The 15,632-nt window shown below is 40.3% G+C and carries 11 protein-coding genes; 5 read left to right on the top strand and 6 right to left on the bottom strand.

Annotation, left to right across the window (positions count from 1 at the left end):
• The first annotated feature begins 37 nt into the window (after positions 1-37).
• Entirely contained in the window at positions 38-3,385 is a 3,348-nt protein-coding gene (locus CHU_RS11975; RefSeq protein ID WP_238379272.1) for a gliding motility-associated C-terminal domain-containing protein, read from the top strand.
• 10 nt (positions 3,386-3,395) lie between these two features.
• Positions 3,396-4,406: a PorP/SprF family type IX secretion system membrane protein gene (locus tag CHU_RS11980; RefSeq protein WP_011585832.1), complete on the top strand. Its 1,011-nt coding sequence runs from the start codon at positions 3,396-3,398 to the stop codon at positions 4,404-4,406.
• Between the two features lie 2 nt (positions 4,407-4,408).
• Here CHU_RS11980 and CHU_RS11985 read toward each other — a convergent pair whose 3' ends face one another.
• The 3 genes from CHU_RS11985 to sppA form a co-directional block, all read right to left on the bottom strand.
• Positions 4,409-4,840, bottom strand: a complete 432-nt coding sequence (locus CHU_RS11985) for a hypothetical protein (protein WP_011585833.1) — start codon at positions 4,838-4,840, stop codon at positions 4,409-4,411.
• A 174-nt stretch (positions 4,841-5,014) separates the two neighbouring features.
• Positions 5,015-6,028, bottom strand: coding sequence for a biotin synthase BioB (gene bioB, locus CHU_RS11990; RefSeq protein ID WP_011585834.1), 1,014 nt, complete (start codon positions 6,026-6,028; stop codon positions 5,015-5,017).
• A 125-nt stretch (positions 6,029-6,153) separates the two neighbouring features.
• Positions 6,154-7,905, bottom strand: coding sequence for a signal peptide peptidase SppA (gene sppA / locus CHU_RS11995; RefSeq protein WP_011585835.1), 1,752 nt, complete (start codon positions 7,903-7,905; stop codon positions 6,154-6,156).
• A gap of 196 nt (positions 7,906-8,101) precedes the next feature.
• Here sppA and folK point away from each other — a divergent pair, with 196 nt between their 5' ends.
• The gene (gene folK, locus CHU_RS12000) at positions 8,102-8,608 is read left to right on the top strand and encodes a 2-amino-4-hydroxy-6-hydroxymethyldihydropteridine diphosphokinase (RefSeq protein ID WP_011585836.1); all 507 of its coding nucleotides are present in this window, start codon (positions 8,102-8,104) and stop codon (positions 8,606-8,608) included.
• A 117-nt stretch (positions 8,609-8,725) separates the two neighbouring features.
• Here folK and fabD read toward each other — a convergent pair whose 3' ends face one another.
• The 3 genes from fabD to CHU_RS12015 form a co-directional block, all read right to left on the bottom strand.
• Positions 8,726-9,601: an ACP S-malonyltransferase gene (gene fabD / locus CHU_RS12005; protein ID WP_011585837.1), complete on the bottom strand. Its 876-nt coding sequence runs from the start codon at positions 9,599-9,601 to the stop codon at positions 8,726-8,728.
• A 146-nt stretch (positions 9,602-9,747) separates the two neighbouring features.
• On the bottom strand, positions 9,748-10,173 hold the full coding sequence (locus CHU_RS12010; RefSeq protein ID WP_011585838.1) for a thiol-disulfide oxidoreductase DCC family protein: 426 nt from the start codon (positions 10,171-10,173) through the stop codon (positions 9,748-9,750).
• Positions 10,146-12,809, bottom strand: a complete 2,664-nt coding sequence (locus CHU_RS12015) for a gliding motility-associated C-terminal domain-containing protein (RefSeq protein WP_072356023.1) — start codon at positions 12,807-12,809, stop codon at positions 10,146-10,148. The genes CHU_RS12010 and CHU_RS12015 overlap by 28 nt, the downstream gene beginning before the upstream one ends.
• A 168-nt stretch (positions 12,810-12,977) precedes the next feature.
• Between CHU_RS12015 and CHU_RS12020 the strand changes: the two genes are divergently transcribed.
• Positions 12,978-13,682, top strand: coding sequence for a succinate dehydrogenase cytochrome b subunit (locus tag CHU_RS12020; RefSeq protein ID WP_011585840.1), 705 nt, complete (start codon positions 12,978-12,980; stop codon positions 13,680-13,682).
• 25 nt (positions 13,683-13,707) lie between these two features.
• Positions 13,708-15,621, top strand: coding sequence for a fumarate reductase/succinate dehydrogenase flavoprotein subunit (locus CHU_RS12025; RefSeq protein WP_011585841.1), 1,914 nt, complete (start codon positions 13,708-13,710; stop codon positions 15,619-15,621).
• Positions 15,622-15,632: the final 11 nt, after the last annotated feature.

Genomic DNA, 15,632 nt, shown 5'->3' on the forward strand with positions numbered 1-15,632 from the left:
TTTTTTTAAAAACAGTATATCTAAACTAACCATATTGTTGAGCATTGTTTTTTTACTCTATGCACAATTTTCCTACGGAACAGTAACAATACAATCCATTGCTGTAACTGCCAGTACATGTGGAAATAATGGCACGGCAACCATACTGGCAAAAAGTACGAAAGTAAATCCGGTATTATTTTATGAAATCATTTCAGGTCCGTCTTTAGCTCCCTTACAAAATACACCCGTTTTTTCTTCTTTGTTTCCTGGTACCTATGTGATACGTGTGTATGATATTGATTTTGAATTTAAAGAACAGGAAATTAAAATTGATGGGAACTATGAGTTACCTGACCTTACACCCAAAGCAGCAAATCCAGTGTGTACAGGAGGCTCTAATGGCAGCATCATTGGCCAGGCCGTTCCGGGTAAAGGCAAAGAACCTTTTATCTGGGAATTAATTTCTGCTACATCTACTGTAAAACAATCTACAGACGTATTCACAAATTTGTCTGCCGGAAATTATAACATAAAACTAACCGATGCCTGCGGAAATTATCAAACACGTTCGGTAACCATTTCTAAAGGCGGGACCGGACTTGTGCATGCATCTGATGGTATCCCAACCATATCGAAGATAGCGTGTGACACCATGCTGTTCACCATGCAACTAAAACTTTTTAAAGAACGCGCCCGAAGCCCGCTTACGCTATCGCTCACCAGAAGAGATGGAAGTGTTTCCATAAAAACAATTACAGCCATTCCGGTTGACACGGTTAATTATATTCCTGGCCTATATTCCATAAGTGATACCGTTCCTGACATAACGTACGAAGATTATCTGCATGCCTGTATCAAAGATGTATGTGGTTATGAAATCTGTGCTACCAGGGATTTGATTGCACCTTTTACTTTTGATGTTCAATTCAATACTTCCTATATTTCCTGTACAAATAAATTAACCGCTACTGTTTCACCTGCATCTGTTACAGCTACACCTTATATGAAGACAGGATTCCAGACACCGGTATCTGTAACATTACGAAATGCCGCTACAAATACATTAAGTGATTCTACCGGCTGCAGCAGAAGTTTCTGTACACTTTCATTAAAAGAACAGACACCAGGAGAAAATTACAACCTGCGTATTGTGGATGGCTGCGGCACTGTTTTTCAAAAAACAATTCTATGGCCACCTCCTGTTATACTTCCTGAAGCAGTGTCTGTTTCTCTCGACAAAGGTTGTTTGGATTCTACAGCGGTTGCGTACTTTAATTTAAACAATTTTGGTTCACCGGTAACCATAAACATCCTGTCCGGCCCACAAACAGTGAGCAGCACAAAACCCGGCTATGCGTTTTCTTACTCCATTACCTATCCTAAAACCTATTATGCAGGTCGTTCAACACGGTATTCAATAAAAAATCTTTCGGCAGGTGTGTATTCCTATAACGTTACAGACACCTGTGGAAATACGTTTAACGGTACCTTTGAAGTACGACCTGCAAATGTATCCAATTTATTTTATTCGTATTCCGTAACCAAAGGATGTGTAGGAAAAAATGTTTTATACTTTGATCCCGTAAGCAACAATGCCGCAGGTGTGACCATTAAAAATGCTTCTACAAATATTGAATTATACAAACGCATCGGAAGACTGGCTTTTGATTCTATCATAAACATAGAACCGGGAAAATATGTTTTTCAGATTTATTATGGCAATGTTCCGGGTTATTCAACACAACCATATAACAGCACCATAACAGACGGGCCGCTTGATTGCTGGTTTTTAACAGATACAATACAGGTGCCCGAATATTCAAATAATTCCTTTGAGTCCAATACATCCATATTCTGCAACAATAGTAGTTATGTTGAAATCAATGTAGATAGTTCACGTGGTGTTGCGCCATACCAATATGAAATAAGCAGCGGGCCCACAACATTTCCGCTTCAATACAGCAATGTCTTTCAATTGCCCATCTATGGTGAATATGTTATCCGTATCCGCGATGCATGCAGCAACAGCAATACCCAACAGATCTCTGTTGACTCTGCTAAATTCTCTCCGATATTAAAAATCGGCGGCGCCTGCCGGGGAAACCGTATTGTATTAAAAGCAATTACTTCTGCTTTTTTTGAATACGACTGGAAAAAACCAGATGGCACTATGTATACAGGAGATTCTATTATAATTAATGCGTTATCGCCCGCAGATACTGGTATTTATACCATTGCAAAAAAGGTATCCATTAATGGCTGCACAGATACTTTCTTAGCAACATATCACCTTGAATTGCGGGATGTGTACCGCCAAACAATTTTCTTTTGTGAAGGAGGTTCTGTAAACATTGATACGGCAACATTCACCGCTTCGGGTATATATACAGATACATTAACAAATCTTGCTGGCTGCGATAGCATACGTATCATTACCTTAACGATGCGTCCTAAAAAAATAGATACGGTTGCGGTACGCATCTGTAATGGCGAATCTATTCTGATCGGTACAAATACCTATAACAGTCCGGGCTATTATAAAGACTCAACATTAAATGCATTCGGCTGCTATGAAATCACTGTAACAAATCTGGATGTAAACGGATATCCTGAAATATTTCAGAAAAGTATCTGCGAAAACGAACAGCTGCAGGTAGGCATACACAGTTATTCGCAAACGGGCATCTATACAGATACCCTGCTCTCTTCGTTTGGCTGCGACAGTGTTGTAATTACTGATCTCACCGTAGTACCGCTCAAACGTACTACCGTTAAAACAGCCATTTGTATCGGAGAAAGTATAACCATTGGTACGCATAGGTACTATGAAGCAGGTATTTATCAGGATACACTTTCTACACTTACCTGCGACAGTATTGTTACCTTAGATCTTACGATACTCAAACCTGAAGCCATATTTACTGCAGATATGCTGAATCATTGTTTTGATGAAGAACCTGCTATTCTTACAGCCAACTGGGGTGAAGTATTTATATGGACACCTTCAGGCGAAACCACACAAAGCATACAGATAACAGAACCCGGTATCTACAGCGTATCAGCAACGGATGAGAATCAATGTACTTCCACAGAAAAAATACAGGTGAATAACTTCTGCGAAACAAAAATATTTGTACCGACCGGATTTACACCTAACGGAGATGGTTTGCATGATGATGTAGAAATATTTGGCAAGAACTTTACCGCGTTTAAAATAACAATCTTTAACCGATGGGGAGAAGTAATTTTTATTTCAACCGATAAAAACATGCGTTGGGATGGTACTTATAAAGGTCAGGAAATGCCTTCGGGCAGTTATCCGTGGATCATCAACTATCAAAGCACTGTTGATGCTGAGCATTCGGAGCATGTAGTTAAAGGCAGTATAACTCTTGTGCGTTAAAGAAATCTGTATGAAAAAAATATTCATCTATACGTTTCTGTTACTTTGCAGCATATACAGTGTCTATGCACAGGATCCTCAGTATTCGCAGATGTATGCAAATGCCTTGTATTTGAGTCCGGCCTTTGCCGGTGCAGAAGAAAACACGCGCGGCATTTTTGCAACCCGCTATCAATGGCCGGCATTAGATGCGTCGTTTATTTCCAATACATTTTCTGTGGACCATTATATAGACCGTTACAAAAGCGGTGTGGGTTTCATTGCTACATCCGATCTTTCAACAGCTGCTAAACTACGTTCTACTGAAGCAGGCCTCATCTATGCGTTCCAGGCGGAACTCTCAAAAAAAATCGTTTTCAGACCGGCGCTGCAGCTCTCTTATGTAAACAGAAGTATTAATTTTAATAGCCTTACATTTGGTTCTCAATATGATAATAATGGTTTTACCGGCGCCCCAAGCAACGAAGTATCTAACGTGCCAACCGTGTCTTACCTTGATATATCTTCAGGCGGGATTCTGTATTCAGAAAATTTCTGGATTGGTGTGTCTGTAAATCATTTAAACACACCGGAACAAAGTTTTATTAAAAGTCAAAGTGAACTCGCTGTAAAAACATCTTTTTTTGGCGGATACAAATTTTCATTTACACCCGAATGGCGTAAGAAACACGTAAACCCCGATGAAGAAAAAAGTATTACACCTACCCTGCTTTATAAAATGCAGGGAAAATCAGACCAGCTGGATGTTGGCTTATATGGGCGATACAATACATTAATTGTAGGTATGTGGTATAGAGGAATACCCGTAAAAGTTTTTAAACCTGAAAAAATGAACAACGATGCGCTGATCTTTTTAATCGGCTTTGTTCACAAAGGCTTGTCTGCAGGTTATAGTTATGACTACACCATATCAAACTTAACACGTGCTTCCGGCGGTGCGCATGAGCTTACGGTATCGTACGGCATTAAATCAAAAAAATCTAAACGGGTTTCAAGACGGGTGGTCTGTCCACAGTTCTGATATCACAGATAGGCATTAGCAACCGTTGTTGTTTGTGTTGTAATATTTATAGAACCTATTACAATACGTGGGTTACAGCCTGTATTGGTTCCTGCGGCACAAATTTTTTCTACGGAAATATCATACGTATTCGCCCATACATATGGAATAAATAATTGTTTGGTACCCGTCTGCATGGTATAGGTTCCAACGCCATAAATGCTTACAACATAATATTCATAATTGATATTAGTGCTGTTGGAATACACATTCACAATGATAGCGCCTTCCGTAAGACTTGTACCCGTGCCGGAATAATAATTCGTAAAACTAATACCGTTAGGTATAACACCATTATTATAGTTGTAGGTTTTATTTTTGCAGGAAAACAACATACCTGTTATGCTGCCCAGAAACAGAAGGATTAAAAAACGTATGTGTGATTTTTTTACCATAATACGATTACGCTCTATGTAAGTTAACGATTTATCAGCAGTAAAAGTATTCCTGCTCTACGTCATTAAACTATTCTGAATTCTTTTATTGTTTATAAAAAAGCCTTCCTGCAAATTTACAGGAAGGCTTTTTTATAAATATGCATACAAACAATATGTTTGTAAGGGTTCGTATTATTTTACCAATGCACTTGGGATCTGTTCAAATTTAATCTTTGGCGCGTCGCCGTTCTTAAACGATTGACGCGGTTTTAGATTTAATACCTGAAACATTTCTTTATCGGCGTTTACTTCAGGATTTGGTGTAGTAAGCAATTTATCACCGGCAAAGATTGAATTAGCACCTGCCAGGAAGCACAATGCCTGTTCTTCTGTATTCATACGCACGCGGCCGGCAGATAAACGTACCATTGCTTTCGGCATGATGATACGTGCTGTAGCGATCATACGAACCATTTCCCAAACAGAAACACGGGGCTGATCTTCTAATGGTGTACCTTCAACAGGTACCAGTGCATTTACGGGAACAGATTCCGGATGCTCAACCATATTAGCTAACGTATGCAGCATACCTACGCGGTCACCGTGGCTTTCGCCCATACCGATGATACCTCCGGAACATACAGATATTTTTGCATTACGCACGTTATCCAATGTTTCCAACCGGTCGTCGTATGTTCTGGTTGTAATTACTTTATCGTAGTGCTCTGCGCTTGTATCCAGGTTGTGATTGTATGCATACAAACCGGCGTCTTTTAATTTATCAGCCTGTTCAGGAGTTAACATACCAAGTGTACAGCATACTTCCATACCCATTGTACTTACTCCTTTCACCATATCAATCACTTTATCAAAGTCTTTATTATCTCTGACTTCTCTCCAGGCAGCACCCATACAAAAACGTGTGCTTCCGGATTCCTTCGCTTCCAATGCTGAGTTCAATACATCTTTCACATCCATCAACTTCTCTACTTTCACATCTGTGTGATAGCGGGCAGCCTGCGGGCAATAAGAGCAGTCTTCCGGGCACCCCCCCGTTTTGATAGACAACAATGTACAAACCTGTACTTCTTGCGGATCATGGAATTCACGGTGTACTGTAGCACCACGATACATTAAATCCAATATTGGGCTGTTGTAGATTGCTGAAATTTCTTCTTTTGTCCAGTTATTGCGAATTTCTGTCATTTCTTTTTCTATAAGCTAATCAACAAATATACGAATTATTGAGTTTTGTATACGTACTCGGGAGTCTTACGTTTCCTCTTGAATGCTAAGTAATTCAGCGTGAAGATATAATATTTAGACTTTCCTTATTTTATTTCCATAAAATAAGGAATCCGGGCCTGTACGCCTTGATATTTAGGTAAAGACTGTAGCGTTTTGAAATGTGTATAGTATGCGCCGAAGGTTTTTATTTTTGCTTCTTCATCGTCTGAAAAAGCATTCATCAGAGCAATCAAAGCCTGATTTTTTTGTTCCGGATAATACACCAACGCATATTTTTCTCCCATATTTGCTGCTTTAGCAGCCAGCATAACAGCATCATTCATGCCTCCGAATACATCAATCAGGTTGTTTTCTTTGGCATCTTTCCCTGCCCATACACGACCGGATGCGTGTACTTCTATCGTTTCAACAGAAGTGTGTCTTCCCTCTGCCGCTTTTCTGATAAACGTAGCATAAATGGCATTTACTTCATTCTGAATAATCATACGTTCCGCGTCTGTTACCGGGCGTGTAAGCGAACCAAGGTCGGAATATAAACCGGTCTTTTCACGATCGGTAGAAATGCCCAGCTTGTTGTTCAGCAAATCTTCTGTATTCATCAATAAACCGAATACGCCAATGGAACCGGTTATTGTTGCCGGTGAAGCCACGATTGTATCACAGGCCATAGCAATGTAATAGCCTCCTGATGCAGCTACATTACCCATAGAGGCAATCACGGGTTTCACTTCACGTGCCAGCATAATTTCTCTCCAGATAAGATCCGATGCCAGTGCACTGCCACCCGGTGAGTTCACACGTAATACAATTGCCTTAACATTTTTATCTTCGCGCAGCCTACGTAAATCTGTACAAAATGTCTCTGACCCGATTGTTTCATTATCACCTTTGCCCGATTGAATTTCTCCGTTGGCAAATAAAACAGCGATATGCGGTTCACTTGAGGTTGTTTTTTCAGGTTTGCCTTTTATTATTTTTTTGTATGAAACAAAATCAATTTCCTGATCCGGTTCAACAGTTAGTTTTTTCTTCAGAGAAGATAACATCTCATCGTAATAAGCTACGTTTGTAACCAGGCCATATTTCTTTGCATCATGCGCATTGCGTACCAGCATTGAATCTGAAATATTTTTTAATGACGCTAACGGAATATTTCTGGACGACGCAATATCATTCAGCATGACTGAATACAATGAGTTTATATATAAGTGTACCTGTTCTCTGTCTTCGTCACTCATGTGATCGTTAACAAGCGGTTCAATTGCACTTTTATATTTACCTACACGGAACACTTCTGTCTTAACCCCTATTTTACTCAACAGGTTTTTAAAATAAAGCATGTTTACACCAATGCCATTAAACTCAAGCATACCTGATTCAGGCAAATATATTTCATCTGCCACAGATGCCAGATAGTATCCTGCTTCGGTGTACATTTCACCATAAGCAATAATAAATTTCCCAGATTTTTTAAATGCAGTCAATTCATCTCTTAATTCTTTCCAGGTAGCAATACCGGTATTCGCAAATTTAATCTCAATAACAATACCTTTGATCTTATCATTTACAGCGGCTTCCTGTATGGCTTCTCTTAATTCAAGCAGGCCGATCTTTGAAGCAGCACCTCTCGGATCCAGCAACCCATCGAATAGTTTATCTGATTCACGTTCAATAATTTCGTTATCCAGCGTAAGCCTTAATACAGAATTTTCTTTTACGGCTGCAGAAACATCTTCTTTACCGGATGAGAACAATGCTACGATAATGAGAATGCCCAGCACAACAAACAATACAAACGCAACAAAAACAGCCAGAACTTGTTTTATAAAACTCATAGGAAATAGTGGTTAATTCATTCAAATATACAAAACCTGAAAGAGAGTTGAATACTTTAAAAGCCTGATTATTTAGCTGATAAAGTTATTTATGCGTATAGTCGTGTGAAGTCTGTTTTTTATTGTACCCATACATCTGTTTTCCCCATATTTATTTTACAGAAATTACCTATTCAGTACCTATCTTTACAGCATAATGAAAAATCAGCAATTACATAGCGCTGTACTTTTGCTTGGCAGCAACCTGGGTGAACGTAAGAATTTTCTGGAGCAGGCTGCCGGTAAAATTGCTCAGCAGATCGGTTCTATTACAAAAATATCTTCATACTATGAAACCAAATCCTGGGGACTTGAAGATCAGCCGGATTTTTTAAATCAGGTATTGGTTTGTCAAACGGCATGTACAGCAGAGAAAACATTAGCGTTGTGTCTATCGATCGAAAAAGAACTGGGCAGAAACAGAAAAGAAAAATGGGGCAGCCGCACAATTGATATTGATATCTTATATTTTAACCGGGATATTATTGCTTCCGGAATACTAAAAGTACCGCATCCCTTCCTGCAACAACGCAGGTTTGTGTTAGTGCCTCTTTGTGAAGTGATGCCGGATTTCATACATCCGATATACAATTTTTCAAATCAGCAGCTGCTGGAGCGGTGTACGGATATGTTGGAAGTGATAAAGCTTAATGCCAAAAGCTAAAGGCTTAAAGCTTGTGGCTCACATTTTCAGCATTAGGCTCTGGGCCTTAGGCATTGTAAAAATAAAAAAGCGCACCCAATCATAAGATTGTGTACGCTTTCATTAATACTAAAATTATTAAATCGAAGCTACCTCCGTGCCGGATTCAATTTTCTTTACAAGACCTTGTAATACTTTACCCGGACCACATTCAACAAACGTTGTTGCGCCATCTTTTACCATATTCTGTACAGACTGTGTCCAGCGGACCGGAGCCGTTAACTGAGCAATCAGGTTTAATTTGATTGCTTCAACATCTGTTGAAGGCTTGGCATTTACGTTTTGGTAAACGGCACATGCAGGCTTGCTGAACAATGTATTTTTAATTGCGTCTTCTAACTCAATACGGGCAGGTTCCATTAAAGGCGAATGGAATGCGCCACCAACAGGTAATACCAACGCACGTTTTGCACCGGCTGCTTTCATCAGCTCACATGCTTTTTCTATTCCTTTTACACTGCCGGAAATAACTAATTGTCCCGGACAGTTATAATTCGCTGCGACAACAACTTCATCTGCAATAGATGCACATATCTCTTCAACCTTTTCATCCGCTAAGGCCAATACAGCTGCCATTGTACCCGGTACAAGTTCACATGCTTTCTGCATGGCAGCAGCACGCTTGGATACTAATTTTAATCCATCTTCAAAAGATAATGTACCATTTGCAACTAAGGCAGAAAACTCGCCCAACGAGTGACCTGCCACCATTTCAGGTGCAAATGTTTCGCTGATCTTAGCAAGTATAACAGAATGAATAAATATAGCCGGTTGAGTTACATTCGTTTGCTTTAATTCTTCGTCTGTACCTGTAAACATTACTTTCGTAATATCGAATCCCAGAATATCATTTGCCTGAAGAAATAATTCTTTTGCTTTCGCAGAGTTTTCAAAAAGGTCTTTACCCATTCCTGAAAATTGAGACCCCTGACCAGGGAAAACGTATGCTTTCATAGTATGTTCTTACTGTTTAAACTAAGTATAAGGGAACAAAACTATTCCTTTATTTACTTATTTCCAAAGTAAAGAACTGTGACAGATTTAGTACTAAGTATAGAGTACTGAGTACTAAGCACTTTATACTGAGTACTCAGAACTTCTTATAAAAATCGCTCGCGCATTTCCGGTGTAGGTATGCGGCATGCTTCCATTTTGCCAAACCATTTATATCTGTTTTTAGCAATAAAATTATAAACAACATCCCGTATAAATCCGGGTATGAGAATAAACATATAACACAATGGCCACAAGCCATTAAGTCGCCTGGCTATTTCCAGTGCAGCTCTTGAACGCTTGTATAGCTTATTGTTGCGGATAAGGATCACCGTATAAACAGAAGCATTGTACGCACCTAGTTGGGTCAATCGTTCTTTTGCATAATCTGATTGAAGCGGAGCAAATACAAATTTCTTTTCAGGATCGCGGTCAATCACAAAGTTCACTGAATTGTTACAGAAATGGCATACACCATCAAACAAGATCAATGATTGGGACGTATTTATTTTGTTGTCAGTAACTGTACCCATCCCTTAAGATTTTTTACTTCATCGTCTTTATTCACACGTCCATAGAAATGAACCTCTGCATTGTAATAATAAATACCATCTGAAAGCGGCGTACCATTTAAAGAACCGTTCCACATAATATTAGGGTCTGTATCTTTAAAAAACACAAGCGCTCCCCAGCAGTTATAGACAGAGAAACGTACAAGCTCTGCTCCTCTTGGTGCACCTTGCGGAACATCAAACGGTCTCATCAAGTCATTAAACCCATCGTTATTGATGGTAAGCAAATTGGGAAGCCTGTAATCAACACAATCGTCCACACAGATTTTATCACTTCTGGCTCCTTCCACTCCGGCAACATTGGTTGCTGAAACCTGATAACAGCCAGCCGTTGTCTGCATGTTTATGTGTGTATATGTTGTCGTACCTGTTGGAATTGTACGCAGCAAACCTAATTCATCTGTATTATGTGTAGCAAAATAAATGTTATAATGATCAATGATATCACATTGCGGGTTTGATAAATTTGTCCAGTTTAATACATTCTGAAATACCGTAATATCTCCATTACAGCCAACTACTGATAATGCAGGCGCAGGCGGAGGATTATCATCCAGCGGAAGAACGGAATCAATGGCTGAAATCTGTGTAGCAATGGCTTTTAAGGCATCGTCGCAATAAGAGCCATACTGGTGTAAATAGTAATATACCGTATCACAATTCGTAACAGCATTATCTGTATAGGTAACCGCTGAACTTGGCAGCGTAATCAATTTGGTAAAGGTACCGGCAACATTTATTTTTCTGTATATCTGCACAGAATCTGTTGTCCAAGGTGTTTTATAGGTCCAGTTGAGTATTGCCTGTGCATTGCCTGCCACTGCTGTTAAATCGAACAGCGGAACATAAGTTGTTTTCAGGTTGTTGTTTAACAGTTTTATTCGGTAAGAATAAATGGTGTTTTTGGTATCAATGTTTGTGTCGGTGTATACCGTGTCACTGATACCCGCAGCAATCGTTGTAAATGTAGTTGGATTTAAACCAACACCTCTTTCTACATCATAGGTATATGACCCGGGAACACTTGCTGCTGAAGGTTTGTACCATTTCAAAAACACTTCACCGGCTGTGGCAGATGTTACAGTTACATCCATCTGTGAAAATACAGGAACATCCCGGTTCAGCTGCGCACATACCTGATCTGAAGGATAACTTTCGCCATACGCTGGTGCCGGGTATTCAGCAACCAGTATATAACAATACGATTTGCCTTTGCTCAATCCTGTGCCTTTATTCGTATCTGTGAATGTAATGTCTGTACCTTTCGCGTTTCCAACCAGTACATAGCCGGCTAAAGGACCTGTAGTACAAGGGTCTGATACAGGTACTGCCGGATCACAGTCTTTCCGGTAGATATTAATTTTAGTAGCATCTGCACTGCAGGTATAAGGAGACCAGTTTAAGGTAACAAAATCAAAACCCGGTGTTGCAGTGACGCCGGTTATTTTAGGACCTTTCACATAAATCAGCCACGTACGCACATCGGTTAAAATAGGTGTTGCATCCTGATCGCTTGCTTTGAAGATTACCTGATACGGTTGTCTGCGCACATCCGAGCAGCGTGTTTGCCAGGTATACTGACCGGTTGGATTGATAACGGGGCCAATAGTTGGAAACGTTGATTTTACAGACGGAGCACTCAATTCAAAGGTTTGTCCATACGCTTCAAGTTTCACTCTATTCCCATCCGGATCAGAGGCGGAAACCGTTGAAAGCAATAATTTACCTGCTTCAATACAGGTATCTTTTGGCATTGCCAGTACAGGGGGAAAATTATCTTCCTGTTTTATTTCAATCTGCATATCGCGCACAATGTAACCGATTGCCGTGCCATACCTCCATTCCGTAATCTTTATGGCAAGATTGTAATATCTCGGTACAGCCCCTGCATCACTAGGTGTATTCCATACGATATCACCTGTGCTCGCATTAAGCGTAAGAAAAGCAGGTCCGCCGAGCGTGCTTTGTCCGCCAAACACGGGTGATCCCGGATAATTGTATCCTGCAATCTGGGCACCAATATTACTTTGTGCCGGAATTAATTCATATGAAAGACTATCACCATCAGGATCATACGCCCCCGGGTTGTGTGTGTAAATTTTATTTACGTTCCCGAAATCAACAGGCGGTACCGTCATAACCGGGCTATCATTCAGTCCAAAAGAAGAATTGATCCAGATCTGCATTTCTACATAAAACCGTACAAAATCGGAGTTCGGTATGTTTACAATGTTCCCATTGCGGTTAGCTTCACTCATCCGCACAATATATTTGCCCAGGCCACCATAGAGATGTTTTGTAACAAATACATTTTTAGACGTATTATTGCCCACATCAATGGGCGCGCTTCTATATACTCTTGCGCTTTCCCCATCTCCGAATTCAACTAAAACATCACCACCATATGGCGGAATCGCGGCAGCACTTAATGAATTATAATACAATACCAATGTAATTTCATATTCAAGCGTAGTTGAAGAAAGCCTTCTGGCTGAAAATTCTCCCGCCCGGATGTGCGTTGCCTGGCTTGAAAACGTGCAAATCATTGCAAGTATAACTACGTACGTAAATTTTCTTAGATTTTTTAAAGTTTCCATTCAGGTTCAAAACAATGAAAGACAGTTTGTTGTTAGCTAGAGAACGAAAAAACTTAATTTAGAATATATACAAATAATAATTTAGGTTGCAAGATTTCAAGTCTGAAGTTAACTTTGGCAAGATAATAAAAAACATTTATCGAACAGGTAAAAATAAAAGGATAAAAGATGAGTTGGTTTACACAGACGATTTTCTCTACCAGTGTTGGTAGAAAAGTAATTATGGCCCTTACAGGCTTGTTTTTATGCACCTTTCTAGCAGTGCATCTGGCAGGTAATTTTCAATTACTGCATAATGATGGCGGAGAAGCTTTTAACTTGTATACCAAGTTCATGACTTCTAATCCATTGATTAAGGCAATATCGTATGTAAACTTTGCCTTTATCTTTGGGCACGTTGTATGGGGTGCATACCTTACCATCCAAAACAAAAAAGCACGTCCAGTAGGTTATGCTTACAACGATCCGGGTAAAACAAGTTCTTTCTCTTCCCGCTGGATGGGTGTTTTGGGTACAATGATCCTGATCTTCCTGATCATTCACCTGAAAGATTTTAAACTGGCTTACATGGGCTTAACGCATGATTTACCAATGGTTACATACACATTGGAAAACGGTGATGATGTTACTGTAAAAAACATGTATGCTGAAGTTGTGGAAGAATTTCATGAGCCGGCAGTTGTAGCGATCTATGTACTTTCCATGATCGCGTTGGGCTTCCACTTATACCACGGCTTCCAGAGTGCTTTCCAGACATTGGGTTTAAGACATCCTAAATATACTCCGGCAATCAAAGCAGTAGGTTTTGTTTTCTGGGGCCTTATCCCGCTTGGCTTTGCCATTATTCCTATTATATTTCTCTTCTGTAGATAATTATTAAACCTTCTGTTATAGCATTATGATATTAGATTCGAAAATACCAGACGGACCGTTAGCTGAAAAGTGGACCAAACATAAGTTCAATCTTAAATTGGTAAACCCTGCCAACAAAAGAAAGTACAACATTATTGTTGTAGGTACTGGTCTTGCAGGTGCTTCTGCCGCTGCCTCATTAGCAGAACTAGGTTACAACGTACAGGCATTCTGCTTTCAGGATAGTCCGCGCCGTGCGCACTCCATCGCAGCACAAGGCGGTATTAATGCAGCAAAAAATTATCCGAACGATGGTGACTCTGTTTACCGTCTGTTCTACGATACAGTAAAAGGTGGTGACTACCGTGCGCGTGAAGGAAACGTTCACCGTTTAGCGGAAGTCTCTGTAAATATTATTGACCAGTGCGTTGCACAGGGTGTTCCGTTCGCACGTGAATACGGTGGCTTATTAGATAACCGTTCATTTGGTGGTTCTCAGGTATCCCGTACGTTCTATGCCCGCGGCCAGACAGGACAGCAATTATTATTAGGTGCTTACAGCGCACTTAGCCGTCAGATTCACACAGGCAAAGTAAAAATGCACACGCGTGAAGAAATGCTGGATCTGGTAATGATTGATGGGGAAGCAAAAGGTATTGTAACACGTAACCTTGAAACAGGTAAAATTGATACACACGCTGCACACGCCGTACTTCTTTGTACAGGTGGTTACGGTAACGTATTCTTCTTATCTACAAACGCGCAGGGTTCAAACGTAACTGCAGCATGGAGAGCACACAAACATGGTGCATTGTTTGCAAACCCATGCTTCACACAAATTCACCCTACATGTATTCCGGTTTCAGGTGATCATCAGTCTAAATTAACATTGATGTCTGAATCACTTCGTAACGATGGCCGTGTATGGGTTCCGAAAGCAAAAGGCGATAAACGTAAAGCAAGCGAAATTCCCGAAGACGAAAGAGATTACTTCTTAGAAAGAAAATACCCGTCATTCGGTAACCTTGTTCCGCGTGACGTGGCATCACGTAACGCAAAAGAACAATGCGATGCAGGCAAAGGTGTTGGTACAAGCGGCTTAGCTGTTTATCTTGACTTTGCTGAATCCATCAGCCGTTTGGGCGAAGACACCGTACGTGCCAGATACGGCAACTTATTTGACATGTATGCGCAGATCACCGGTGAGAATCCGTATAAAGAACCAATGCGTATCTACCCTGCCGTTCACTATACAATGGGTGGTCTTTGGGTTGATTACAACCTGATGACTACGATTCCAGGTTTGTATGCATTAGGTGAAGCGAACTTCTCTGATCACGGTGCAAACCGTTTGGGAGCATCAGCATTAATGCAAGGTTTGGCTGATGGTTACTTTGTAGTGCCATATACAGTTGGTGATTACTTAGCTAAGATCGGACCGAAAGCGGTAGATACGAAACACCCTGCATTTGCTGAAGCAAAAGCGAAGGTTGAAGAACAGACGAAAAAACTATTAGCAATAAAAGGAACGAAAACGGTTGCCGAATACCACCGTGAATTGGGCCACATCATGTGGGAATACTGCGGTATGGCCCGTAATGAAGCAGGTCTGAAAAAAGCACAGGTATTGATTCAGGAATTACGTGCCGATTTCTGGAAGAATGTAAACGTAACCGGAACAAACGAAGAACTGAACCAGCAGCTTGAGCGTGCAGGCCGTGTAGCTGACTTCCTGGAACTTGGAGAGTTGATGGTGGTAGATGCCTTGAACCGCTCTGAATCCTGTGGTGGTCACTTCCGTGAAGAATCACAGACAGAAGAAGGCGAAGCATTGCGTAACGATGACGATTTCTGCTACGTAGCTGCATGGGAATACAAAGGCGATAATCAACCGGAAGTATTACACAAAGAAGTATTGAATTTTGAAAGTGTTAAATTAACTCAAAGAAGTTATAAGTAATATGTCAGGTC

It is taken from the genome of Cytophaga hutchinsonii ATCC 33406, from assembly GCF_000014145.1.
Classification (GTDB): Bacteria; Bacteroidota; Bacteroidia; order Cytophagales; family Cytophagaceae; genus Cytophaga; species Cytophaga hutchinsonii.

Coding starts and splice junctions, on each gene's coding strand:
- CHU_RS11980 (WP_011585832.1), top strand. CDS start 3,396: ATGAAAAAAATATTCATCTATACGTTTCTGTTACTTTGCAGCATATAC.
- sppA (WP_011585835.1), bottom strand. CDS start 7,905: ATGAGTTTTATAAAACAAGTTCTGGCTGTTTTTGTTGCGTTTGTATTG.
- CHU_RS11985 (WP_011585833.1), bottom strand. CDS start 4,840: ATGGTAAAAAAATCACACATACGTTTTTTAATCCTTCTGTTTCTGGGC.
- CHU_RS12020 (WP_011585840.1), top strand. CDS start 12,978: ATGAGTTGGTTTACACAGACGATTTTCTCTACCAGTGTTGGTAGAAAA.
- folK (WP_011585836.1), top strand. CDS start 8,102: ATGAAAAATCAGCAATTACATAGCGCTGTACTTTTGCTTGGCAGCAAC.
- fabD (WP_011585837.1), bottom strand. CDS start 9,601: ATGAAAGCATACGTTTTCCCTGGTCAGGGGTCTCAATTTTCAGGAATG.
- CHU_RS12025 (WP_011585841.1), top strand. CDS start 13,708: ATGATATTAGATTCGAAAATACCAGACGGACCGTTAGCTGAAAAGTGG.
- CHU_RS12015 (WP_072356023.1), bottom strand. CDS start 12,809: ATGGAAACTTTAAAAAATCTAAGAAAATTTACGTACGTAGTTATACTT.
- CHU_RS12010 (WP_011585838.1), bottom strand. CDS start 10,173: ATGGGTACAGTTACTGACAACAAAATAAATACGTCCCAATCATTGATC.
- bioB (WP_011585834.1), bottom strand. CDS start 6,028: ATGACAGAAATTCGCAATAACTGGACAAAAGAAGAAATTTCAGCAATC.